This window comes from Mesorhizobium sp. (genome assembly GCF_004962245.1).
Classification (GTDB): domain Bacteria; phylum Pseudomonadota; class Alphaproteobacteria; order Rhizobiales; family Rhizobiaceae; genus Mesorhizobium.
On record NZ_SUHQ01000041.1, the window covers coordinates 1 to 22,684 of the forward strand.

Here is a 22,684-nt window from a genome sequence, read left to right on the forward strand (position 1 = left end):
GCCTTCGATGCCTATCTGGACCAATCGGTCCGCGCCCACAGCAAGGCGGCTTAGGCTGCTCCTGAAAGCCAGGAACCGAACCGGCTTAGCTCGGCGCGATGCCGGCATGGCACACGCGTGCGATCGCACACGTACAACCAAAGGACGTAAAAAGGCCGCACTGGTGACGGCTTGTCGGCGTTCGGTCGTATGTGACATTATGGTGATGCATTCGCGCCCCCGAGTTTTTTGAGTTCCACCCGGCGGAAGGAGGAGTCATCGTGAGCCGCCTCGACCGCTCGCTGATTGCTGGGCTGTCTCCATTCCAGGGCGTGGCTCCGGCGGACCTCGATCGCATCCTTCAGAAGGCCCGTTCGTTGCGGATAGCGAAGGACGAGGTGGTTTTCGATCAAGAGGGCGAAGCCCATTCCTTCTTCCTCTTGATCGCAGGGCATGTCCGCGTGGTGAAGACGACACCGGACGGCCAGCAGGTCATAGTGCGCTACATCAGTCCGGGGGAATTGATGGGCATCGCTCAGGCATTGGGTCGACTCACTTATCCGGCGAGCGCGATCGCAGCGGTCGATTGCGTGGTGCTGGCCTGGCCGGGCCACCTCTGGTCGGAATTCGCAACCGCTTTCCCAAATTTTGGCGCCAACACCTATAAGACGGTGGGGACCAGGTTAAACGACACGCACAGCCGGGTCGTCGAGATGGCTACCGAGCAGGTGGAACAGCGCGTTGCCCATGCGCTGCTACGTCTCGTCAAGCAGACCGGAAAGACCACGGATGAAGGCATTCTCATTGACTTTCCGATCTCACGCCAGGACATCGCCGAGATGACCGGCACGACGCTTCATACGGTCAGCCGTCTGCTCACCTCCTGGGAAGACAAGGGGCTGGTCAAGAGCGGTCGCCAGAAAGTAACTATTGTCGAACCGCATCGCCTGTTCCTGCTTGCGCAGGGACGCGCGGAGAAGAGCTGAAGCGACCTGCTTGCTTATCCCTTCATAGCACCGACCAGATCGTCGATGAGCCGTGTTTCGTCCACCTGATGCTCTTTGGCCGCGTCCGCCGGTGTGTGAAAGGATGCGATGGGACAGCCTACACAAAGCAATCCACGATCAAGAACGACGCGAATGGTGTCCGGCCACTCGCGCATGATTGCGTCCATCGTCATGTCATCGTGAAACTTCGGTTTCATGGCTGCTATCCGTTCCTGAAACACATCATCAGGCATCGGGGCGCCCCCCGTCATTGCGGATCAGCAAACAGAAACCAGACTATGCGGCGAAAAAGGAATCGCCAGTCCTCCGCCGTGACGTCGGTACTTCGGAAGTCATGTGGCGGGAGCGCGATACCGGCCGGCGTTCTGGCGATCAAGCGCGCCTGGAAGGCAGCGCAGGGGCATGAGCGACTCGACACCGCGATTGTCCACTAGCGACCCGGCTCCGCCGACCCCAATGCTTTTGGAAACGGATTTGCTTGCGTCAGCGCAAAGAACGTTCCGGTTGAAGCGATAAGTTTGGGTCAACAGTTTGGTGGAACGCGTCTTTCCATAGGCCCAGCGCGATTCTGACAGAGGAGAACTATGGTGACCGGCGTCTCCCTTTCCCGCTGGACCATGTCCTACTTCGCCGCGGCGCTTGCCGCGCTCCTCCTGGCAGAGGGGCTGATGGCGGCCGGGTACGGCTACCCGTCCGCGTCAATCGAGTCTCCGCGGACCCTTATCGTCGTGCATATCGTGACGATCGGCTGGCTAAGTCTGCTGATGTGCGGGGCGCTGTTCCAGTTCGTGCCGGTTCTGATCCACCGTCCGCTGTTCAACAATGTCCTGACCATGCCGGCACTTCTGTGCTTGCTTAGCGGTCTTGTTGCGCTGCTTTCAGGATTTCTCTGGCTCGATGGGCAAATCGAGGACGCGCTGCCCTTCTTTCCAATCGCGGCCATCCTGCTCGGCGCCGGCTTCGCACTCGTGATATGGAATCTCGCCAGAACGCTGATGTCCGGGTGGCCGCTTCCCCTGCCCGCGCGTTTCGTCGGTGTCGGACTGGTTGGAATCTGTCTGACTACGGCGCTCGGCACCATCTTCGCGCTGGTGCGCGGCGGCGTCACGGACAACGCCTATCTCATCGATCTTGCCGGGCGAGGTGTTTCACTTCATGCGCTTGCAGGTCTCGCCGGCTGGCTCACCCTTTGCGCCATTGGTGTCAGCTACAGGCTGTTCGCCATGTTCATGCTGACGCCGGAATTGGACCGGCGCGGCACTAGGCTCGTGCTGCATCTCGCCATATGTGCTTTGGTCATCGCGGTGCCAGGCGGCGTCCTGGCCATCCTGTCAGAGGGGAGTCTCAATCCGGTACTGCTCGCGGCTGGCACGGTCGGGCTCGCTGCGCTGGGTCTTTACGGCCGCGACATGCTTTATCTCTATCGCGCCCGCAAAAGACGGATGATTGAACTCAACACGCGCATGGCCGTGCTCGCCTTCGCCTCGCTGGGACTCACTATCCTGCTCACCGCCATTCTTGCCGGGTCGGGTGCGCTGGAGCGGCACGTCGCAGTCGTCGTCTTCCTCGCGGCATTCGGCTGGTTGTCCGGGCTCGGACTGGCCATGCTCTACAAGATCGTGCCGTTCCTTACCTGGCTCGAATGCTACGGCCCGGTTCTCGGCAAGAAAGCCACGCCGCGCGTTCAGGATCTGGTCGTCGAAAACCGCGCTGAAAAGTGGTTCCTTTTGTATTTTGCGTCGGTTTGGGGAGGCGCGGCGGCCCTCCTGTACGAGCATTCGCCGACGTTTCAAGCGAGCGCGGCGGGCATGCTTGTCGCGACCGCCGGGATAATTGTGCAGCTTCTGCGCGCCCGGCGCCTTGTCGATGTAAGTGCCGAAGCCCGTTTCCCCGAGGGAGCGCACAGGCCCGGCCTGCTCTATTCGTTCGCCCAAAGGGCATGACAAAGGAAGGATGACGATCATGACGACATTCGTGGAACTGGACGTCCGGCCGATCCTGGCCGCAGGCGGGGAGCCGTTGGGCAAGATCATGGAAACGATCGGTGCGCTCGCTCCAGGCCAAGGGTTCCGGCTGCTGGCGCCGTTCAGGCCGGTACCTCTGTTCCAGGCTCTCGGCTCGATGGGGTTTGCGCACGAGGATCGGGAGATCGGCGACGGCGATTGGGAAGTGCTTTTCCGCCACGCCGACCAGGGGGAACTCACGGACGAGATGGCGTCGGCCTTCGTCGAAGCGGCATGGCCAAGCCCGCTGATGCATCTCGACAATCGTGATCTCGAACCACCCGAGCCGATGGTTCGCATCCTGGCGGCGATCGAGGCGATGCAGACAGGCGAAGTCCTGTCAGCGCTGCTTTGCCGCGAGCCGGTCTTCCTTATGCCGGAATTGGAGAAGCGCGGCCATGACTGGCGCGGCGGGTTCGACCACGACGGAACGACCTATCAGCTGCTCGTCCGGATCGGCGCCAGGCGCGAGGCTGCCGAATGAGCGTGGCGGAGACCGATGATCTGGTCCGGCACGTCGAGGATGCGCTTCGCCTCGTGATCGACCCCGAACTCGGCGGCAATATCGTCGAACTGGGTCTGGTGTACTATGTCGCCATCCAGGAGGACGGTACCGCGCACATCGTCATGACCACGACAACGCCGGGCTGCCCGGCCACGGACTATCTCAAGGCGGGCGTTCGTGACAGCGCACGGACCGTGCCAGGCGTTAAATTCGTCGATGTCGCGCTCACCTATGAGCCGCCGTGGTCGCCGAGGATGATGACACCAGACGCGCGACTGCGACTGGGCATCACGGACCGAGGTGGATGGTGAGCAGTTGCCCGGATTGCAAGGCTGTCGACGACATGCGGGACAATCACCTGGTGGAGCGTGTTTTTGGGAGTGATCCCGCATGACCCCGGTTCGTTGGACGGATGGCGTGCCCGAAATCGACGCCGCGGTGGCCGCGCGAGCGATGAAGTTCGCGGTCGAGTATTTCCTCAGGCAGATGCAGAGGGGCTCGATAAAGGGCCGCGTCGAACGTGGGATTGGCGAGGACGAGGGCAGACACCGCCTTTCCTTCCGCCATCATGACCGCGAGTTGACGATGATCGTCGGTCATGATGGCGAGATCATCAGCCAAGAACTGACCGTGACCGCACCCCGGCGAAAGCGGGCTTGACTGGGACGCAGTCAGAAAGCGGCAGCAGCGGACGATCCTGCCGCTCGGCCAGCATCTCATAACTCAAGAATCATGAGCGGCTGCCGAGCGGGCATTCTCTGGCCAGCCAGCCAAGGCTTGCTCGGCCACCGCCTGGAGAACTTCACGACGGAAACCCGCTTTTGCCTGCACGGCCAGGCCGTGTGTCACCGCCATGACATACGCGGCCAGGGTTGCGCAGTCGGCAGTTTCGGGAAGATCACCCTCTGCCTTTGCCCTCTCGAACCGCTCGCGAAGCATCGCTTCGCCGGTGGCCCGATACTCTATCAGGGCCTGGCGGATGGGTTCGGCGTCGTCCGAGCCCGCCAAGACGCCGTTGACGCCAAAGCAGCCTGTGCGGTCGGGATAGCGCGTGTTGAGTTCAACCGCGCCACGCAGGAAGTGTGCAGCAACCTGGCGCGCTGTGGGCAGCCGAAGTGCCTCTGGAAGGTAGCCTAGGTATCGCTCGTGATAGCGAGCCAGGGCTCGGCGGAAGAGCGCTTCCTTGTTGCCGAATGCAGAATAGAGGGCGGGCCTCTCGACGCCAGTAGCTTCGGTCAGGTCAGCGTAGGAAGCACCCTCGTAACCTTTACGCCAGAAGACGCATAGCGCCGCGTCGAGCGCTGTCTCCACGCAAAATTCGCGATGGCGCCCCATCAGCTCGACTCAGCCTTTTTCATAACGGGCATTACTAAACCACTTGACAGGCCCTGTCCAGGTTTCATACCAATCGTTATCGTAATGTTCATTACGATAACAGGGCGAAGTCGCCCGCTCGGATCAGGCGATGTCCTGGTCGTGTACCGAAAGGATTTTCATGTCGAACATACTGAAGGGAAAGGTCGTCCTGATCACGGGCGGCTCGCGTGGCCTTGGTGCCGCGACGGCGGAAGCGTTCGCCGAGCGCGGAGCGGACGTTGCAATCAGCTACGCCGCCTCGGCCGACAAGGCGGAGGCCGTCGTGGCGAAGCTGAAGGCGAAGGGTACTCGCGCGATCGCGATCAAGAGCGATCAGGCCGACCTATCTTCCGCCAAGCCTCTGATCGACTCGGTGATCTCCGCATTCGGCAAGCTCGACATCCTGGTCAACAATGCCGGCATCGCGATCCAAGGTCAGCTCGTAGACGATCCCAAGCTTGATGGAGACAAATACAATCGTCAGTGGCAGGTCAATGTCATGGGCACGATCGCCAACACTCGTGCGGCGGCGCCCAGACTGAGCAATGGTGGTCGGATCATCTTCATCGGCTCCCGCCTTGGCTCCGTCGTGTCCTTTGCCGGGGTCGCCGACTATGCCGGAACCAAATGGGCACTCGCCGGATATGCCAAGGGGATCGCGCGCGACCTCGGCCCTCGCAACATCACTGTGAATGTCGTACAGCCGGGCATCATGCCCACGGACATGGCCTCGGGGGTTGCCGGTGAGCTTCCGGACCGCGAGGCCATCCTGGACATGCATCCGATCCGTCGCATCGCAACCCTCGAGGAGGTGGCAGAAACCGTCTGCTTCCTCGCCGGGCCTTCCGCAGGCTATATCAACGGGGAGACCGTAAATATAGCCGGTGGTATCGGGATCTGAGCGCCGAAGATCCGGCGAAGACGATCAAATGGAGCGGAGCGAACGCTGCGCGACATCAGAGCACTGCTGCGATGCAAAATTCTGCTCCGCGGCACCCTCCGGTCGGGTTTACGACATGGATCCCCAGAGTCTCCGCGACGGAGCTTCGCTCCTCTACGCCCAGGGATGACGAAGTTGGAGCTTCGGCCAATCTCGAACGCCACTCAACGAACCATGAAATCATGGCCATCAAACAGGCTTGCAACCTGTCAAAGTCACTCACTTCGAGGACCTAATCGGCCAGCTCCGGCAGGTCGCGAAACAGCTCGAGCGCTTCGGGATTGGCCAGCGCCTCCTTGTTCTTGATGGCGCGGCCATGCACCATGTCGCGCACCGCGAGCTCGGTGATCTTGCCCGATTTGGTGCGTGGAATGTCGGCGACGGCGACGATCCTGGCCGGCACGTGGCGGGGGCTCGCCCCGCTGCGGATTTTCGTCCGGATGCGCTTTTCCAGCTCGGCGTCGAGTTCAACGCCGGCGGCCAGCCGCACGAACAGCACGACCCGCACGTCGTTGTCGAAATCCTGGCCGATGCACAGCGCCTCCAGGATTTCCGGCATCTGCTCGACCTGATTGTAGATCTCCGCCGTGCCGATCCTGACACCGCCCGGGTTGAGCGTCGCGTCGGAGCGGCCATGGATGATCAGGCCGCCATGGGCGGTCCATTCGGCGAAGTCGCCGTGGCACCAGACATTGTCGAAGCGCTCGAAATAGGCGGCGTGGTATTTCTTGCCTTCGGGATCGTTCCAGAAGCCGATCGGCATTGCCGGGAACGCCTTGGTGCAGACAAGCTCTCCCTTCTCCTGCCTGAGCGGGTGGCCGTCGTCGTCCCAGACGTCGACGGCCAGGCCAAGACCCGGTCCCTGGATCTCTCCGGTCCATACCGGCTGCGTCGGCACGCCGAGCACGAAGCAGGAGACGATGTCGGTGCCGCCGGAGATCGAGGCGAGATGCACGTCCTGCTTGATGCCGTCATAGACGAAGCGGAAATCTTGCGGCGACAGCGGCGAGCCGGTGGAGGAGATGGTGCGCACGCTGGAAAGATCATGCGTGCGGATCGGCTTGAGGCCGGCCTTGCGCACCGAATCGATGAATTTGGCCGAGGTGCCGAAATAGGTCATCTTCTCGGCGTCGGCGAAGTCGAACAGCACGTTGCCGTCGGGATAGAAGGGCGATCCGTCATAGAGCAGAAGGGTTGCGCCCGACGCCAGGCCCGACACCAGCCAGTTCCACATCATCCAGCCGCAGGTGGTGAAGTAGAAGAAGCGGTCGCCGTCGAGCAGGCCGGCGTGGAGCCGTTCTTCCTTGACATGCTGGATCAGCGTTCCGCCGGCCGAATGGACGATGCATTTTGGGATGCCGGTCGTTCCGGAGGAGAACAGGATGTAGAGCGGATGCGCGAACGGCAACCTCTCGAAGGTGACCGGCTTGGCGGCGAAGGATGAGAGCGCCTCGTCCAGCGCCGTCGCCTTCTCGATGGTCGCCGCTACATCGGTCGAGGTGCCGAGATAGTCGACGATGAGGATCTTGCGGACGGTGGCGAGCTTTGCGGCAACGGCCGCGATCTTGTCGGCGACCTCGATCGCCTTGCCATTGTACCAGTAGCCGTCGGGCGCGATGAAGACGACAGGCTCGATCTGGCCGAACCGGTCCAGCACGCCCTGTTCGCCGAAATCGGGAGAGCAAGACGACCAGACGGCGCCGATCGAGGCTGTCGCCAGCATGGCGGCAACGGTCTCCGGCATGTTGGGCATCATGGCGGCAATGCGGTCGCCCTTTTTCACCCCGAGCGACAGGAAAAGCTGCTGCAGCCGCGAGGTCAGCGCGTGCAGCTCATTCCAGGAGAGCCGGCGCTCGACCTTGTCCTCGCCGCGAAAGACGATAGCGTCACCGGTCCCGGTTTTCTTCAAAAGGTTCTCGGCGAAGTTCAGCTTCGCATCGGGAAAGAAGGCGGCGCCGGGCATCTTGTCGCCATCGACAAGCACGCGTTCGCCCCCATCGGCTCCCCCCTCACTGGTCCCCTTGTCGCCGACGATCCTGCAAAAATCCCAGACCAGGCTCCAGAACGCCTCGCGATCGTCGACCGACCAGCGGTGAAGATCGGCATAGGCGAAAAAATCCTTGCCGGTCCTGGTCGCGGCAGCCTTCATGAAGGCGGTCATCGGCGCAGCGTCGACCCGGTCCTGTGTTGGTGTCCAGAGCGGTGCGTCGCCAGCCATATCGTTCCTCCTCAAAACGCGCCGCGTTTGGCATCGCTTATGCATATCGCAGCGCAGCAGAGCAAGATTTTGTTCGGCCGACCCGACATGGATGTGCGCAAATGCCATCGCGGGGCCATAAAGACTTGAAATGCGTCGGCCGTGGGTTACACCCGTCGGACGATTTTTGTCGGAATGGAAGCATACGGGGCGACATGCCATCACCTTTGATCCGGCGCGGACTATGGGCGATCGGCGTTGCCGTGCTCGTCATCGCGCTGGCCGTCGCCGCCCTGCCGCTCGTCGCCTCGACCCGCATCGTGCGCGATCGCATCGCCTGGGAAATGAGTGCGTGGAGCGGTTTCAGGGTCACCATCGACGGCGCGCCGCGGATCGAGGTCTGGCCGAATTTCCGGGCCATCCTGACCGACGTGACGCTTTCGCAATGGACAGAGACCGACGCGCCGCCGGTGATCGAGTCCGAACGGGTCGAGGTCAATCTCTCCGCCATGGCGGCGCTGCGTGGCAACGTGGTGTTTTCGACGGCGCGGCTGATCCGGCCGACAATCAGGGTCCAACGCGCAGCAAATGGGTTTTTCCTGCCCGCCCTGCCTTCGGGCGGGCGCATCACGCGTTCCATCGACACCGCTCGCGCCGTGGTCAGTGCCAATCCAGCCAAGCCGGACCTGAGCAAGCTGCCGGCGGATCCGTTCGGCACCGTGGAGTTCAGGGACGGCCGCGTGGTGACCTCCGTCGATGGCAAGGACGCCGAGATACTGAGCAGCCTGAGTGGCCAGGCGAACTGGGCCGCGCTGAACAGCAATGCGACGCTGTCGGCGACCGGAATCTGGCGCGGCGAAAGCGTCGCCGTGGATGCCGCATCGCCGAACCCGCTGGTGCTGTTTGGGGGAGGTGCTGCGCCGATGACGCTTTCCTTCACGGCAGCCCCCGCCAGTTTTTCGTTCGACGGCGTGGCCAGCATGTCCGACAACGCCTATTTCGACGGCCAGGCGAAATTTGCCGCACCCTCGCTCAGGCGCCTGCTCGAATGGTCGCGGGCCGGCATCGCGCCGGGCGCGGCAATCGGCTCGGTCTCTGTTTCCAGCAAGGTCACGGCGACCTCCGGGCGCATTAAATTCGAAAACACCGAGATCGCTCTGGACGACAACCCGGGAATGGGTGCGCTGGACTTCTCCTTTGGCGAAGCGCGGCCTGTCGTCTCCGGTACGCTCGCCTTCGACACGCTCGACCTGCGATCGTTTCTCTCCGCCTTCACGCCCCTGGCACCCGCGAGCGGAACTGGCCCCGGCGAAATCGACACAAGCGTCGCCGACCGGATCAATCTCGATCTCAGACTGTCGGCAGCGCAGGCCACCGCAGGCGCTATCCAGCTTGCCGAGGTCGCCGCCACCGCCCAGGTCAAGAACGGTCTTGCCGTCTTCGATATTTCCGATGCATCGGCCTTCGGCGGCAACATCCAGAGCAGCCTTCGTTTCGACCGCAAGTCGGGAAGCACGCAGGTCGAGATCAGGCTGCTCGCCTCCGACATCGACGGCGGCGCCTTTGGCACCGCAGCCGGGATGACGCGACTGGTGCCGATCGGCACGGGAACGGTTTCGGTCATCCTCAAGGGGCCGGGCAGAACCTGGGATTCCATTTTCGAAAACGCCGACGGCTCGGTTTCGGCGAAATTTGGCAAGGGCGCGTTGAGCCGGCTCAACCTGCCGGCGTTTCTCAAACACACCGAACAGGGCGGATTCTTCGCGCTCGACGATGTCTCCGACGGAACGCTGCCGATCGACGGAGCCGAACTCAAGGCCAATATTTCGAACGGCGTGGCGAAGATCGAGAAGGCCGAAGCCAGTTCGGCGCAGTACAAGGTCTGGCTTTCCGGCATCGCCTCCTATGCCGGACGCGGCCTGGCGCTGTCCGGCGGCATCATCCAGGCGGACCAGGCAGCCGCGCAGACGAATGACCAGGGTCCCAACCAGTCTTCGTTCTTCGTCGGCGGGACGTGGAGCACGCCGTTCATCTCGCCGATCAGCCGCGGAGTTTCGGGAGAGTAGGCCGACGAAGCCGCTACGGTCGTCGTCGGAAGTGCTTCTTGCCGGCTTGCAGCCGCCGTTCCTTTCATCACCCCCGCTGAGCGGCCTGCTCATCGCGCTGGCGCTGCACCTCGCGACGCTTGTTGGCGAGCGAAGCGATGATGACCCCGACCGCCACGACCGCGATCAGGATGGTACAGGCGGCGTTGATCTCCGGCGTCACACCGAGACGAACCTGGCTGTAGATCTTCATCGGCAGCGTGGTGGCGCCAGGCCCCGAGGTGAAGCTGGCGATGACCAGATCGTCGAGCGACAATGTGAACGCCAGCATCCAGCCAGACACGATCGCCGGCATGATGACGGGCAGTGTGATCTGGAAGAAAGTCTTCACCGGCGGGGCGCCAAGATCCATCGCGGCCTCTTCCAGCGAACGGTCGAACGTCATCAGGCGCGATTGCACGACGACGGCGACGAAGCACATGGTCAAGGTGATGTGGGCAAGCGTGACGGTGAGAAAGCCGCGGTCGAGGCCGACGGCGACGAAGAGCAGCAGCAGCGACAGGCCGGTGATGACTTCCGGCATGACCAGCGGCGCAAAGACCATGCCGGAAAACAGCATCCGGCCCTTGAAGCGGGTGTAGCGCGTCAAGGTGAGAGCCGCCAACGTGCCGAGCACGGTCGCCACGGTGGCCGAGATAACGGCGACGCGGGCCGTTACCCAGGTGGCGTCCATAAGGCCCTGGTTGTGGAACAGCGAGACATACCATTTGGTCGAGAAGCCGCCCCAGACGGTGACCAGTTTCGATTCGTTGAAGGAGAAGACGACGAGCAGAACGATCGGCAAGTAAAGAAAGGCAAAGCCCAGCACGATCGACGTGATGTTGAAACGGCTCCAGGTCGGGTTCATTTGTCTTGCTCCTGGGCGCGGGCCTGGGCCCGCTGGAAGAGCATGATCGGCACGATCAGCAGCAACAGCAGGATGACGGCAACGGCCGACGACACAGGCCAGTCGCGATTGGCGAAGAACTCGTTCCACAGCGTCTTGCCGATCATCAGCGTCTGCGACCCGCCGAGCAGGTCGGGAATGACGAACTCGCCGACGGCGGGAATGAACACCAGGAGGCAGCCGGCGATGACGCCGGGCAGCGACAGTGGAAAGGTGATCTTCCAGAAGGCGCTGGTCGGCGGGCAGCCGAGATCCTTGGCCGCCTCGATCAGCGAGTAATCCATTTTCTCGAGAGCGGAGTAGAGCGGCAGCACCATGAACGGCAAATAGGAATAGACGATGCCGATGAAGATCGCCGTGTAAGTGTTGAGGATGATCAGCGGCTGGTTGATGACGCCGGTGGCGAGTAGCAGCTGGTTGAGCAGCCCCTCGGGCTTGAGGATGCCGATCCAGGCGTAGACGCGGATCAGGAACGAAGTCCAGAACGGCAGGATCACCAGCATCAGCAAGGTCGGGCGGAGCGTCGCCGGCGCGCGGGCCATGCCATAGGCGATCGGGTAGCCGACAAGCAATGTCAGCACCGTCGAGATGGCGGCGACGATGACGCTGGTCACATAGGCGTTGACGTAGAGAGCGTCCTGCGTCAGCCAAGTGTAGTTGTCGATGCTGAGCTGTTTCAGCTGATTGAGAAGACCGGAAAGGCCATCGCCGAAGCCCAGCACCGGGGTGTAGGGCGGTATGGCGATCGCCGTCTGCGACAGCGAAATCTTGAAGACGATGACGAACGGAATGAGGAAGAAGAAGACCAGCCAGAGATACGGGATGATGATGACGAGGCGGCCAACGAAGGCCTCTCCCAGTCTGGCCAGGGCGGATTTGCCCTCATCGGCGGCCGAGGAGGTTGTTGCAGCGGTGACAGCGGCATTGGACATGGCTGTCCCCCTATCGCGTCAGCACGACGCCGGCGTCCGGCCGGAACGACACCCAGGCACGGTCGTTCCAGCTCAGCGGATCCTCGGTGATGCGTTCGGCGTTCATCGTGCTCGCCCGCACCACGTGGCCGCCGTCCAGCCTGACGTGATAGACGGTCATGTCGCCGAGATAGGCGATATCGTAGACCTCGCCCTCGATGGCGTTGACGGCACCGGCCGGCTTCTTCGACGACACCTTGATCTTCTCCGGCCTGATCGCGAAGGCGACGGCCGCGCCAGTGGCGGCATTGCCGGCATTCTCTGTCCGGATGGTGATGCCGTTGCCCGTGTCGATGCTTGCCGCGCCGGCGTCGCCACGCGCGATCTTGCCTTCGAACATGTTGACGTTGCCGACAAAGCCGGCGACGAAACGGGAACCCGGCGCCTCGTAGACTTCCGCCGGCGTCGCCACCTGCATCACCTCGCCCTTGTCGATGATGGCGATGCGGTCGGCCATGGTCATCGCCTCTTCCTGATCGTGGGTGACGACGACGAAGGTGAGGCCGAGTGACTGCTGGAGGTCCATGAGCTCGAACTGTGTTTCCTCGCGCAGCTTCTTGTCCAGCGCGCCAAGCGGCTCGTCGAGCAGCAGCACCTTCGGCCGCTTGGCGACCGAGCGGGCAAGTGCGACGCGCTGGCGCTGGCCGCCGGACAATTGATGCGGCTTGCGCTTTGCGAACTGCTCGAGCTTGACCAGCTTCAGCATCTCTCCAACGCGCGCCGCGATCTCGGGCTTCGGCATGCCGTCCTGTTTGAGGCCGAAGGCGATGTTGTTCTCGACCGTCATATGCGGGAATAGCGCATAGGACTGGAACATCATGTTGACGGGCCGCCGGTATGGTGGAATGCCGCGCAGATCCTGGCCATCGAGCAGGATGCGGCCGGCGGTCGGTTCCTCGAAGCCGGCGAGCATCCGCAGAAGCGTCGACTTTCCACAACCCGACGCGCCGAGCAGGGCAAAGAACTCGCGCTCGAATATGGTCAGCGACAAATTGTTGACGGCGGTAAAGTCACCGAACTTCTTGGTGACGTTGTCGAACTGGATGTATGGCTTGGCTTTCGGGTCGTTCCATGGCGCGAAATCCCTGCGGATGCTGCCAAGCGATTTCATGTCCCACTCCGTCTTGCGTCCTATCCCCAAAAGATTTGACCCCGGCGCACTGCGCCGGGGTCGTTGACTGCCGCTTTACTGCCCGGTGACGATCTTGGTCCAGGTGCGGGTGACGACGCGCTGGGTCTTGGAATCGTAGGGGGCGATGGTGAATAGCTTCGCCAGTGTCGCTTCATCCGGGTAGATCGCCGGATCCTCGAGTATCTCCTTGTCGATGAACTGCTGCGACGCCTTGTTGCCGTTGGCGTAGAAGACGTAGTTGCTCGACTTGGCGATCACTTCCGGCTTCATCATGTAGTTCAGGAATTCATGCGCCTCGGCGACATGCGGCGCGTCGGCCGGGATCGCCATCTGATCGAACCACATCTCGGCACCTTCCTTCGGCACGGAATAACCGATTTCGACGCCACGGTTAGCCTCCGTCGCACGGTCGCGCGCCTGGAAGACATCACCCGACCAGCCGACGGCCAGGCAGATGTCGCCATTGGCCAGCGCGTTGATGTATTCCGACGAATGGAACTTGCGGATGTAAGGCCTGATCTTCAGCATCAGTTCTTCCGCCTTGGCGAAATCGTCCATCGACGTGGTCTCGGGGTCGATGCCCAGATATTTGAAGGCGGTCGGAAGGATGTCGCTGGGGGAATCGAGGACATAGACGCCGCAATCCTTCAGCTTGGCCAGCTTTTCCGGGTTGAAGAACACGTCCCAGCTGTCGATCTCCTCGGTGCCGAGCGCTTCCTGCACTTTCTTGGTGTTATAGCCGAGGCCGACCGTGCCCCACATGTAGTTGATCGAATATTCGTTGCCGGGATCGTACTTGGCCGTGCGCTCCGCGATGATGTCCCACATGTTGGAAATGTTGGGCAGCTTCGACTTGTCGAGCTTCTGGAACACGCCCGCCTGGATCTGGCGTGCGAGGAAGTTGGCGGTCGGCACGACAACGTCATAGCCGCTGCCGCCGGCAAGCAGTTTCGTCTCCAGGAGCTCGTTGGAATCGAAGGTGTCGTAGGTGACCTTGATGCCCGTTTCCTTGGTGAAGTCGTCGATGATCGAGCTGTCGATGTAATCCGACCAGTTATAGACATTGACGACGCGGTCCTGGGCATGAGCCCCGAGGGTGAAAAGCGTCAGAAATGCCGAGGTTGCCGAAAGCCAGAACGCTTTGCGGGTCATGCGTCTCTCCTTTGATGAGTGTTCCGTCGCCAGCTCTCGCGGGGCTGCGCGGCTGGCATTTGCTTCAGATTATTGGGCTTTCCGGCAAGCGACAAGCGCGAACCGCCGACGTGGTTCGATGTGCAGCGGCCGAGACCCCCATTCCCATATCGTGATCCAAGTGGTGTTCCGGCGCCGTCAGAGGCTCTCGCCACGGCGCGGGCAGGGATACGACGATGTTGTCCGGTCTCGATCGGGCCGGAGGGGAGACTTGGCAAGATACGCCTGTCTTGTTGTTGCCGTATTGCAGCCTGCCCGCGCGGCTGCGGCGTTGTCAATGGCTCATCTCGCTTTGGCGCGTGCGCTGTATCAATTAGGCGACGGCATGCCCGTGACACCCGGCCGTACGGGCCGCGTCTGACGCTTGAATTCGAGCCCGATATGGACGAGCAGCGCCGTGACCACGACCGTGCCGCCAATGATGGTGCGCTCCGAGGGCACCTCGGAATGGATGAGCCAGACCCAGATCGGGCCGAGGATCGGCTCGAAGGTGCCGAGGAGTGCCGCGACAGCCGCCGGAACAAGCCGGGCGCCGGTGGCGAAGAAGGCAAGGCCGAGACCCAGATTGACCACACCGAAAGCAAACAGGAAGCCCATGTCGCTGCTGGAAACGCCGAATTGCGATGCCTGGGACGCCGCGAATGCGGCAGCAAGCATCGTGCCGAGGCAGGTCGCCGGCGTCATGCGCACATGGGCAAAGCGTCGCGTGATGACGGTGGCGATCGAAAACATGAGGGCGATGAGCAGCGCCAGCCCGTCGCCGATGGGAGACACGGCGCCATCAAGGGATTCCGATACCATGATGGCAACGCCGGCAATGACGGCGGCAATCGCCACCCAGGTCGCCGCGGCCACCCGTTCGCGAAACAGCACCCAGGCAAACAGCGCCGCCAGCAGCGGCACACCGGCCTGCATCAGAAGGATATTGGCGACGGTGGTGTAGGCAAGCGCCACGACGAAGCAAGTCGATGCGGTGGCGAAGCAGAACGCCACGGCAAGGCCGGGCAGGCCCATGCCGCGGAACAACCTTACCGTGCCGCGCCAGCCGTCGCGCCAGATCATGAAGCAGATCAGGAAGGCGGCGGCCCAGACCGAGCGCCAGAACACCACCGTCCAGCTGTCGCCGGCGTCGATGAAGCGGGCGATGGCGCCACCGAAACTCCACATCAGCGCCGACAGGAATATCAACAGGAAGCCGACACGCTCGTCGCGCAGCGAGACAACGGGCGAAACTGCAGTCGGTGATGATGCGGTATCGATCATGGGCGCGACTGTCGACGATTTCAGGGCGGCACGATGCGCAACGGACGACAAGAACGTGCCTCATTCGCGTAGCGCAAAGGCAGTGGCAGGGCGTGATCCACCGAACGGCGACGGTTGTGGCAAGGACGGCAGATCACCTGCCGCGACCTCACTGAAAATCGAAAGCGCTCAACCCGGTCACCATCTCGTCGAGGCCGAGCGGGCGCGTCACCGGCGGCTCGGCGCGGGCAAGGCAGCCGATGCGTTCGCACAGCCGGCAGGCCGGGCCTACCGGTGTGGCCGGATTGATGCCCTGTCCGGCCTTTCCAGCCGCTGCGGCGGCCGGCCCCGGCAGCGCCGCGCCATAGACGATCTCGTCACGAAAGCCGATGTCGCAGCCTAGCAGAAGTGCGGTACGGCGCGGGCGCTCCGAAAACGAGCCTTGCGGCCCTTCAAGCGTGCGGGCGATGCAGAGGAACTCGGCGCCGTCGGGCATTTCCACCGCCTCGACGAAGATCTGGCCGGGCTGGGTGAAGGCGGCATGCACAGGAAGTTTCGGGCAACCGCCGCCGAAGCGGCTTTGCGGAAAACCCTGGCTGCCCGCCTTGCGGAAGCGGTTGCCGGCATTGTCGACCTCGAGCATGAAGAACGGCACGCCAGACGTGCCCGGCCGCTGCAGCATGGTCAGGCGGTTCGCCGCCTGCTCGAAGGAGACGCCGAAGCGCGAGCGCAGCACGTCGATGTCGTAACGCGCACGGTGTGCTGCCGCGTGAAAGGATTGATAGGGCATCATCAGCGCGTGGGCGGCGTAGCGGCCAAGCTCGAAGCGGGCGAGCCGGCGGGCCTCGTCCGTGGTCAGCTTCAGCGCCTGGATCTCGCCCGCCACCGCAACCGTCATACGGATCAGGCAGGCCTCCATCGCCACCTCGCGCAACTGATCGAATGGCGACAGGCGCTCGGACAGAAACAGACGCTGCGAGTGGCGGTCGTAGCGGCGGCGCCAGTTCGGCATGGTGGCGACCGGCAGCACCTTGACGACGATGCCGTATTCGCGCTTCAGCCAAGCCTTCAGCGCACTGAGCAGATCGTCGCCGGGATCGAGCACCGACGTGAATGCCTCGGCTTCCTCTTCGAGCGCGGCAAAGTGGTTCGGCCGGCGCTCGAAGATCTCGTGCACCTCGTCGATCGGCAAGCGGGCGCCGGAGAGCGCGGTGGCCCGGCCCTCACGCGCCAGAAGCTCGTTGAGGTCGGAGAGGCGCTCCGCCTGCTCGCGATAGGCGCGAAACAGCTTTATCACCGCGGCGGAAGCGTTGGGCGCTGCCTCGGCAAGCTCGATCAGCTCCTGGTCACCAGGCAATTCGCCGACCAGCAGCGGATCTGAAAACACTTCCTTCAAGGCGGCGACCGACCCCCTCGCCTCGCCCTGCAGTTCATGCGGGTCGACCTTGTAGACGGACGCCAGCTTGAGGATCAGCTGGACCGTCAGCGGCCGCTGGTTACGCTCTATCAGATTGAGATAGGACGGCGAGATGCCAAGCCCTTCGGCCATCGCCGTCTGGGTCAGGCCCTTGGCGCTGCGGATGCGGCGGATTCGCGGCCCGGCGAAGATCTTCTGGTCGGCCACTCGACTGTCCTTGACAGAAATTTACATCATTTTTGTATGGCGGTGCCATGTCGCCATTTACAATCGTGACAAATTTACAGAGCATGGCTGTCAAACGCAACACAGCTTTTCCCTTATTTTCCAGCCGGACTTACGGTTTCTCTCGCCTGTTTTGCATCGAAATGTAAATGCTGTCACACCAAACGGCGCGGAAATTTCCATGAGGCGGCGTTTCTATCCCAGCAACGATTTATCCGGAGCGACCAATGACCGATTTTTACAACCTCGTCCCCTCGGCGCCGGAAGGCCGCTTCGACGGCATCGAGCGGCCCTATTCGCCAGACGATGTGAAGCGGCTGCGCGGTTCGGTCCAGATCCGGCAGAGCCTCGCCGAGATGGGCGCCAACCGGCTTTGGCAGCTCATCCATGAGGAGGACTTCGTCAACGCGCTCGGCGCCATGTCGGGCAACCAGGCGATGCAGCAGGTCCGGGCCGGGCTGAAGGCGATCTACCTGTCTGGATGGCAGGTCGCCGCCGACGCCAACACCGCATCCGCCATGTATCCGGACCAGTCGCTTTATCCCGCCAATGCGGCGCCCGAACTGGTCAAGCGCATCAACCGCACCCTGCAGCGCGCCGACCAGATCGAGACCTCCGAAGGCAAGGGGCTTTCGGTCGACACCTGGTTCGCGCCGATCGTCGCCGATGCCGAAGCCGGCTTCGGCGGACCGCTCAATGCCTTCGAGATCATGAAGGCCTTCATCGAGGCGGGCGCTGCCGGCGTCCATTATGAGGACCAGCTGGCGTCGGAGAAGAAATGCGGCCATCTCGGCGGCAAGGTGCTGATCCCGACTGCCGCGCACATCCGCAACCTCAACGCCGCGCGGCTTGCCGCCGACGTCATGGGCACGCCGACGCTGGTCGTCGCGCGCACCGACGCGGAAGCGGCAAAGCTGCTCACCTCCGACATCGACGAGCGCGACCAGCCTTTCGTCGACTATGGTGCCGGCCGCACGGTGGAGGGCTTCTATCAAGTCAGGAACGGCATCGAGCCTTGCATCGCGCGGGCCGTCGCCTACGCGCCCTACGCCGACCTGATCTGGTGCGAAACCTCCAAGCCCGATCTGGCGCAGGCCAAGAAGTTCGCCGAGGGCGTGCACAGGCACCATCCCGGCAAGCTTCTCGCCTACAATTGCTCGCCGTCGTTCAACTGGAAGAAGAACCTCGACGATGCCACGATCGCCAAGTTCCAGAGGGAACTCGGCGCCATGGGCTACAAGTTCCAGTTCATCACGCTGGCCGGTTTCCACCAGCTCAATTTCGGCATGTTCGAACTCGCCCGCGGCTACAAGACGCGGCAGATGGCTGCCTATTCCGAACTGCAGGAGGCTGAATTCGCGGCGGAAGCCCACGGCTACACCGCGACCAAGCATCAGCGCGAAGTCGGCACCGGCTATTTCGACGCTGTATCGATGGCCATCACCGGTGGCCGGTCTTCGACCACGGCCATGCATGAATCGACCGAGCACGCCCAGTTCAAACCGGCGGCGGAATAGCAGGAACGCAACGAACAGAAAACGCCCCAGAGGGCTATAAATACGCAGAAGGAGAAGACCAATGGCATCGATAAGCCGCGTCAAGGAACGGGCCGAAGAACAGGCCACCACCATGAACGTCGACCAGCAAGCGACCATCCGCATGCTTGCCAACGACCTGCACAGGCTCAACCAGTCGGTGATGAAGGCGGTCGAGGCCGGCGTGTCGGTGGAGCTGGTGCGCTCGGCAAGACATCATGGCGGCGACGGCAACTGGGGCGACCTGCTGATCCCGGTGATCGTCACGCAGCGGACCCTCGGCTGACTGAAGTCTGTTGTGGATCCGGCATCACCTGCGCAGTCTCTGCGCAGGTGATTTGCGTTTGCATGACCGGTTTGCATTCGGACCGGGAACAGAACTTGCTTTAAATTTTAACGTTTCTTGCGATATTCTCGATATCCGCCATTTCAGCTTGACATGGGCAGGGATCTCGCGGCAATTGTCTCCAAAGTTTCAACCCTGCATTGAAACCAGACGAGTGCCCGCCCGCTGATGCGCCCCGTGAATCGTGAGACCAGCACTGCGAAGCACCTGAATCCGGTGGGCCGGACCATGCTCGCGGACTTCACCCGCGTGCTCGTCGTCGGAAAGTCGCCGATCAACCGTGTAGTGGTTTCGAAAATCGTCGAACGATCCGGGCTCAAACCGATCTCGGAATCGCCCGAAACGGCAGCGGCGACGTTGCGATCGCTCATTCCGGGCGCTGTCGTCCTCGATGGCGGAGCGGACAACAAGGACTGCGAGGCGTTGATGTCCGGTATCGATGCGTTGCGCCGCACGTCGGGCAAGTCGGTTCCCTCGGTGATCCTGCTTTCAACCAAGAATGGCACACCGGAGAGCCTCGGCCTGTCGAGCGTCGTCGATGCGGTGGTCGTCAAACCGATTACGACCGAACGGCTGCAGCCGGTGATCGACCATTTCATCGAGCTCGGACGTCGCTAGGACGCAGGGAATCTTTCCGGTGTTCAGGGTGTCTTGTCTCAACGGGCCCCTATGTCTCGTACGCCCGCTTCGCCGCAATGACCATCCTTCAACAGAGATAGGGGACGACGCAACTGGCTCGATTTGCCAAATATCGAGTTCTAGAGCATCGGACCCAAAAGTGGGCACCGGTTTTGGGAAAATCGATGCTCAAATAAAAGAGATAGAGCCGCGGGGACTTGAAAGTCCGCCGCTCTAACCGGTTCGACGCCGGGACACGCGATCAGCCGGGTTTCCCGATGCTTTCGATCAGCCGGGGCAGTTCCGAGAGATCGGCTATCTGGCGGAAGCGAGGCGCGGTGACCGGCGGCTCGACATGCTCCAGCACCCAGGTCAGTTCATGCGGCACGTGGATGCCCCAACTGCCGGCCTCGATGGCCGGCACCACATCCGACTTGAGCGAATTGCCGACCATCATGCTTTTTTCGGCGCCATCGCCGTGGCGGCTGAAGATGCGGGCATACGTCGCGGGGCTCTTGTCGCTGACGATCTCGACGGCATCGAACAGGTCACCCAGACCGGATTGCGCCAGCTTGCGTTCCTGATCGAAGAGGTCGCCCTTGGTGATCAGCACTAGGCGATACCCACCTGCCAGCTCTTCCACGGCTTCGCGCGCATGGGGCAGCGCCTCGATCGGATGGCCGAGCATTTCGCGGCCCGCGGCAAGAATCTCGGCGATGACCGAGGCCGGCGCGCGGCCCCCGGTAATCTCGATCGCCGTTTCGATCATCGACAGGGTAAACCCCTTGATGCCGAAGCCGTAGACGGCGAGGTTGCGCTTCTCGGCCTCCAGCAATCTTGCCGAAATGTGCTGTTCCTCGGCATGATCGGCGAGCAGCGCGGCAAAGCGCCTCTCGGTCATGCGGAAGAACTGCTCGTTCTGCCAGAGCGTGTCGTCGGCGTCGAAGCCGATCGTGGTCAACTCATGATTGTTCTGCATTCGACGTCTTCGAAGCGAGGCAACTGGATTGCCATCGCAACCTAAGCCGCCTGGGGCAATTTTCAACTGCGCAGGCGAACGCAGTCCGGCTCCCCTTCCCTTCCATCGCTGGCCCCGGCTATACTCCCAAATCCGAAACCCAATCTGGTGAATGATGCCGCCTGCAAAAAAGGAAGTCCGTCCGTCGAACCGCGGAGGACGTGTCCGCACGCCTGCGTTCGTGAAAAATCAACGCGGTGTGAAGAACTGGAAGGAAGTCAGCGCCTGGCTGGAATGGCGCGGCATCGAGGATATCGAATGCATCACGCCCGACCAGGCGGGTGTTGCGCGCGGCAAGATGATGCCGTCGAAGAAATTCACCTCCAACACCTCGCTGGCGCTGCCTTCGGCGGTGTTCATGACGACGATCTCCGGCGGCTACCCCGAGGACGGCAACGGCTTCCACTATCCGGAGGATGACGGCGACCTCAAGCTGATGCCGGACCTTTCGACCCTGACGGTGGTGCCATGGGAGGAGGATCCGACGGCGGCGGTTATCTGCGACCTCGTCCATCAGGATGGCCGCTCGGTTGAGTTCACGCCGCGCAACGTGCTGAAGCGCGTGCTTGCCGCCTACGACAAGCGCGGACTGAAGCCGGTGGTGGCGCCCGAGATCGAGTTCTACCTCGTGCGCAAGAATCCCGATCCGGACTATCCGCTGACCCCGCCGGTCGGACGCTCCGGCCGACCGATCGGCGGCGGCGCCGGCTATTCGATCGCCGGCGTCAACGAATTCGACGAACTGATCGACGACATCTACCATTTCTCCGAAAGCCAGGGCCTGGAGATCGACACGCTGATCCACGAGGAAGGCGCTGGCCAACTCGAGATCAATCTGCGCCACGGCGATCCGATCGAGCTCGCCGACCAGGTGTTCATGTTCAAGCGCACCATCCGCGAGGCGGCGCTGAAGCATGATATCTACGCCACCTTCATGGCCAAGCCCATCCAGGGGCAGCCCGGTTCGGCCATGCATATCCACCAGTCGATCATCGACAAGAAGACCGGCAGGAATGTCTTTTCTGCCGACGACGGCTCGGAAACCGAAGCCTTCTTCCATTTCGTCGGCGGCATGCAGAAACACGTGCCGAACGCGCTGGTGATGCTCGCGCCTTATGTCAACTCCTACCGCCGGCTGACGCAGTCGGCTTCGGCACCGGTCAACAACAAATGGGGCTACGACAACCGCACGGTCGCGTTCCGTGTTCCGCGCTCCGACCCGGCAGCCAGACGCGTCGAAAACCGCATCCCCTCCTCCGACGCCAATCCCTATCTGGCGCTGGCCGCATCGCTCGCCTGCGGGCTGATCGGCATGACCAACAAGATCAAGGCCGAACCGCCGGTTCTCACCACCGCCAACGAGGACGAGATCGACCTGCCGCGCAGCCTGCTCGAAGCCGTCGACCTGTTCGAAGCCGACGAAGAACTCTGCGCGCTGCTCGGCAAGTCGTTCGCCGCGACTTATGCCGCGATCAAGCGGGCGGAGTTCGAGACCTTCATGGAAGTGATCAGCCCGTGGGAGCGGGAATATCTGCTGCTAAATGTCTGATAGGGGAGTAGGGCAGTAGGGGGCAGTAGGGCAAGGATGACGGACAAGATTGCATCGTACAGGGATCTGATCGTTTGGCAGCAAGCTATGGACCTGACGGTTGCAATCTACGAAGTGACAAGAGCCTGGCCGAAGGACGAGCTCTACGGGCTGACGGGTCAGGTGCGTCGGGCTGCAACCTCGGTGCCAGCGAACATAGCCGAGGGTTACGGTCGGGAGAGCCGAGCTTCCTACCAGCAATTTCTCAGGATCGCCCAAGGGTCACTCAAAGAGTTGGAGACGCACCTTCTAATCGCACAGCGGGTTGGAATTACCTCTCGCGAGGCGATCGAGTCATTGATGCTCCACAGCGAGAGCGTAAGGAAGCTCCTGCGGCTGCTGATCCGCAAACTGTCGACTGAATAGACCCTACTGCCCTACTGCCCTACTGCCCTACTGCCCTACTGCCCTACTGCCCTACTG

Annotated in this window: 22 protein-coding genes; 12 read left to right on the forward strand and 10 right to left on the reverse strand. The window is 62.3% G+C overall.

All coding sequences use genetic code 11. The features are described from left to right. Positions 1-260 precede the first annotated feature (260 nt). Positions 261-965, forward strand: a complete 705-nt coding sequence (locus E5X88_RS30225; RefSeq protein WP_292167721.1) for a Crp/Fnr family transcriptional regulator — start codon at positions 261-263, stop codon at positions 963-965. Positions 966-979: 14 nt separating this feature from the next. Here E5X88_RS30225 and E5X88_RS30230 read toward each other — a convergent pair whose 3' ends face one another. After that, on the reverse strand, positions 980-1,219 hold the full coding sequence (locus E5X88_RS30230) for a DUF1858 domain-containing protein (RefSeq protein ID WP_292167724.1): 240 nt from the start codon (positions 1,217-1,219) through the stop codon (positions 980-982). A 351-nt stretch (positions 1,220-1,570) separates the two neighbouring features. Here E5X88_RS30230 and E5X88_RS30235 point away from each other — a divergent pair, with 351 nt between their 5' ends. From E5X88_RS30235 to E5X88_RS30250, 4 genes are all read left to right on the forward strand, one after another. Next, a complete protein-coding gene (locus E5X88_RS30235; RefSeq protein WP_366664842.1) occupies positions 1,571-2,929 on the forward strand; it encodes a hypothetical protein in 1,359 nt (452 codons plus the stop codon). A 16-nt stretch (positions 2,930-2,945) separates the two neighbouring features. Further along, on the forward strand, positions 2,946-3,473 hold the full coding sequence (locus E5X88_RS30240; protein ID WP_292167779.1) for a DUF2249 domain-containing protein: 528 nt from the start codon (positions 2,946-2,948) through the stop codon (positions 3,471-3,473). Further along, a complete protein-coding gene (locus E5X88_RS30245; RefSeq protein ID WP_292167729.1) occupies positions 3,470-3,805 on the forward strand; it encodes a metal-sulfur cluster assembly factor in 336 nt (111 codons plus the stop codon). Before E5X88_RS30240 ends, E5X88_RS30245 begins: the two co-directional genes overlap by 4 nt. Positions 3,806-3,884: 79 nt before the next feature. Next, positions 3,885-4,154, forward strand: a complete 270-nt coding sequence (locus E5X88_RS30250) for a DUF6522 family protein (protein WP_292167730.1) — start codon at positions 3,885-3,887, stop codon at positions 4,152-4,154. 63 nt (positions 4,155-4,217) lie between these two features. Here E5X88_RS30250 and E5X88_RS30255 read toward each other — a convergent pair whose 3' ends face one another. Then, the gene (locus E5X88_RS30255) at positions 4,218-4,829 is read right to left on the reverse strand and encodes a TetR/AcrR family transcriptional regulator (protein WP_292167733.1); all 612 of its coding nucleotides are present in this window, start codon (positions 4,827-4,829) and stop codon (positions 4,218-4,220) included. Between the two features lie 160 nt (positions 4,830-4,989). Here E5X88_RS30255 and E5X88_RS30260 point away from each other — a divergent pair, with 160 nt between their 5' ends. After that, positions 4,990-5,751: an SDR family oxidoreductase gene (locus tag E5X88_RS30260; RefSeq protein WP_292167736.1), complete on the forward strand. Its 762-nt coding sequence runs from the start codon at positions 4,990-4,992 to the stop codon at positions 5,749-5,751. Positions 5,752-6,022: 271 nt separating this feature from the next. Here the strand turns inward: E5X88_RS30260 and E5X88_RS30265 are convergent, their stop codons facing one another. After that, complete coding sequence (locus tag E5X88_RS30265; RefSeq protein ID WP_292167739.1) at positions 6,023-8,008, reverse strand: acetoacetate--CoA ligase; 1,986 nt, start codon at positions 8,006-8,008, stop codon at positions 6,023-6,025. A 194-nt stretch (positions 8,009-8,202) separates the two neighbouring features. On the opposite strand from E5X88_RS30265, the gene E5X88_RS30270 reads away from it, so the two are divergent. Continuing rightward, the gene (locus E5X88_RS30270; protein ID WP_292167742.1) at positions 8,203-10,053 is read left to right on the forward strand and encodes an AsmA family protein; all 1,851 of its coding nucleotides are present in this window, start codon (positions 8,203-8,205) and stop codon (positions 10,051-10,053) included. A gap of 67 nt (positions 10,054-10,120) precedes the next feature. Here E5X88_RS30270 and E5X88_RS30275 read toward each other — a convergent pair whose 3' ends face one another. From E5X88_RS30275 to E5X88_RS30300, 6 genes are all read right to left on the reverse strand, one after another. After that, positions 10,121-10,939: an ABC transporter permease gene (locus E5X88_RS30275; RefSeq protein WP_145718029.1), complete on the reverse strand. Its 819-nt coding sequence runs from the start codon at positions 10,937-10,939 to the stop codon at positions 10,121-10,123. Next, positions 10,936-11,910: an ABC transporter permease subunit gene (locus E5X88_RS30280; RefSeq protein WP_292167744.1), complete on the reverse strand. Its 975-nt coding sequence runs from the start codon at positions 11,908-11,910 to the stop codon at positions 10,936-10,938. The genes E5X88_RS30275 and E5X88_RS30280 overlap by 4 nt, the downstream gene beginning before the upstream one ends. 10 nt (positions 11,911-11,920) lie before the next feature. After that, positions 11,921-13,060: an ABC transporter ATP-binding protein gene (locus E5X88_RS30285; RefSeq protein ID WP_292167747.1), complete on the reverse strand. Its 1,140-nt coding sequence runs from the start codon at positions 13,058-13,060 to the stop codon at positions 11,921-11,923. 75 nt (positions 13,061-13,135) lie between these two features. Continuing rightward, entirely contained in the window at positions 13,136-14,233 is a 1,098-nt protein-coding gene (locus E5X88_RS30290; RefSeq protein ID WP_292167749.1) for a polyamine ABC transporter substrate-binding protein, read from the reverse strand. A 348-nt stretch (positions 14,234-14,581) separates the two neighbouring features. Further along, positions 14,582-15,535: a DMT family transporter gene (locus tag E5X88_RS30295; protein ID WP_292167751.1), complete on the reverse strand. Its 954-nt coding sequence runs from the start codon at positions 15,533-15,535 to the stop codon at positions 14,582-14,584. 148 nt (positions 15,536-15,683) lie between these two features. Further along, positions 15,684-17,138 carry a helix-turn-helix domain-containing protein gene (locus E5X88_RS30300; RefSeq protein ID WP_292167754.1) on the reverse strand — a complete coding sequence of 485 codons (1,455 nt, stop codon included), beginning with the start codon at positions 17,136-17,138 and terminating at the stop codon, positions 15,684-15,686. Between the two features lie 245 nt (positions 17,139-17,383). Between E5X88_RS30300 and aceA the strand changes: the two genes are divergently transcribed. The 3 genes from aceA (at position 17,384) to E5X88_RS30315 (ending at position 19,655) form a co-directional block, all read left to right on the forward strand. After that, the gene (aceA, locus tag E5X88_RS30305; RefSeq protein WP_292167755.1) at positions 17,384-18,673 is read left to right on the forward strand and encodes an isocitrate lyase; all 1,290 of its coding nucleotides are present in this window, start codon (positions 17,384-17,386) and stop codon (positions 18,671-18,673) included. A 61-nt stretch (positions 18,674-18,734) separates the two neighbouring features. After that, on the forward strand, positions 18,735-18,977 hold the full coding sequence (locus E5X88_RS30310) for a hypothetical protein (protein WP_292167756.1): 243 nt from the start codon (positions 18,735-18,737) through the stop codon (positions 18,975-18,977). Positions 18,978-19,265: 288 nt separating this feature from the next. Continuing rightward, positions 19,266-19,655 carry a response regulator gene (locus tag E5X88_RS30315; RefSeq protein ID WP_292167759.1) on the forward strand — a complete coding sequence of 130 codons (390 nt, stop codon included), beginning with the start codon at positions 19,266-19,268 and terminating at the stop codon, positions 19,653-19,655. A gap of 262 nt (positions 19,656-19,917) precedes the next feature. Here the strand turns inward: E5X88_RS30315 and E5X88_RS30320 are convergent, their stop codons facing one another. Further along, complete coding sequence (locus E5X88_RS30320) at positions 19,918-20,634, reverse strand: HAD family hydrolase (RefSeq protein WP_292167761.1); 717 nt, start codon at positions 20,632-20,634, stop codon at positions 19,918-19,920. A gap of 151 nt (positions 20,635-20,785) precedes the next feature. Here E5X88_RS30320 and E5X88_RS30325 point away from each other — a divergent pair, with 151 nt between their 5' ends. Together E5X88_RS30325 and E5X88_RS30330 are read left to right on the forward strand one after the other, a co-directional pair. Continuing rightward, complete coding sequence (locus E5X88_RS30325; RefSeq protein ID WP_292167762.1) at positions 20,786-22,222, forward strand: glutamine synthetase family protein; 1,437 nt, start codon at positions 20,786-20,788, stop codon at positions 22,220-22,222. A gap of 36 nt (positions 22,223-22,258) precedes the next feature. Next, a complete protein-coding gene (locus E5X88_RS30330; RefSeq protein WP_292167764.1) occupies positions 22,259-22,627 on the forward strand; it encodes a four helix bundle protein in 369 nt (122 codons plus the stop codon). The last annotated feature ends 57 nt before the right edge of the window (positions 22,628-22,684 follow it).

Bases quoted from the DNA above. Each gene is read 5' to 3' on its own strand.
- aceA (WP_292167755.1), top strand. From the start codon at position 17,384: ATGACCGATTTTTACAACCTCGTCCCCTCGGCGCCGGAAGGCCGCTTC.
- E5X88_RS30255 (WP_292167733.1), bottom strand. From the start codon at position 4,829: ATGGGGCGCCATCGCGAATTTTGCGTGGAGACAGCGCTCGACGCGGCG.
- E5X88_RS30295 (WP_292167751.1), bottom strand. From the start codon at position 15,535: ATGATCGATACCGCATCATCACCGACTGCAGTTTCGCCCGTTGTCTCG.
- E5X88_RS30315 (WP_292167759.1), top strand. From the start codon at position 19,266: ATGCTCGCGGACTTCACCCGCGTGCTCGTCGTCGGAAAGTCGCCGATC.
- E5X88_RS30325 (WP_292167762.1), top strand. From the start codon at position 20,786: ATGATGCCGCCTGCAAAAAAGGAAGTCCGTCCGTCGAACCGCGGAGGA.
- E5X88_RS30280 (WP_292167744.1), bottom strand. From the start codon at position 11,910: ATGTCCAATGCCGCTGTCACCGCTGCAACAACCTCCTCGGCCGCCGAT.
- E5X88_RS30250 (WP_292167730.1), top strand. From the start codon at position 3,885: ATGACCCCGGTTCGTTGGACGGATGGCGTGCCCGAAATCGACGCCGCG.
- E5X88_RS30230 (WP_292167724.1), bottom strand. From the start codon at position 1,219: ATGCCTGATGATGTGTTTCAGGAACGGATAGCAGCCATGAAACCGAAG.
- E5X88_RS30265 (WP_292167739.1), bottom strand. From the start codon at position 8,008: ATGGCTGGCGACGCACCGCTCTGGACACCAACACAGGACCGGGTCGAC.
- E5X88_RS30310 (WP_292167756.1), top strand. From the start codon at position 18,735: ATGGCATCGATAAGCCGCGTCAAGGAACGGGCCGAAGAACAGGCCACC.
- E5X88_RS30245 (WP_292167729.1), top strand. From the start codon at position 3,470: ATGAGCGTGGCGGAGACCGATGATCTGGTCCGGCACGTCGAGGATGCG.
- E5X88_RS30320 (WP_292167761.1), bottom strand. From the start codon at position 20,634: ATGCAGAACAATCATGAGTTGACCACGATCGGCTTCGACGCCGACGAC.
- E5X88_RS30290 (WP_292167749.1), bottom strand. From the start codon at position 14,233: ATGACCCGCAAAGCGTTCTGGCTTTCGGCAACCTCGGCATTTCTGACG.
- E5X88_RS30275 (WP_145718029.1), bottom strand. From the start codon at position 10,939: ATGAACCCGACCTGGAGCCGTTTCAACATCACGTCGATCGTGCTGGGC.
- E5X88_RS30235 (WP_366664842.1), top strand. From the start codon at position 1,571: ATGGTGACCGGCGTCTCCCTTTCCCGCTGGACCATGTCCTACTTCGCC.
- E5X88_RS30285 (WP_292167747.1), bottom strand. From the start codon at position 13,060: ATGAAATCGCTTGGCAGCATCCGCAGGGATTTCGCGCCATGGAACGAC.
- E5X88_RS30260 (WP_292167736.1), top strand. From the start codon at position 4,990: ATGTCGAACATACTGAAGGGAAAGGTCGTCCTGATCACGGGCGGCTCG.
- E5X88_RS30330 (WP_292167764.1), top strand. From the start codon at position 22,259: ATGACGGACAAGATTGCATCGTACAGGGATCTGATCGTTTGGCAGCAA.
- E5X88_RS30270 (WP_292167742.1), top strand. From the start codon at position 8,203: ATGCCATCACCTTTGATCCGGCGCGGACTATGGGCGATCGGCGTTGCC.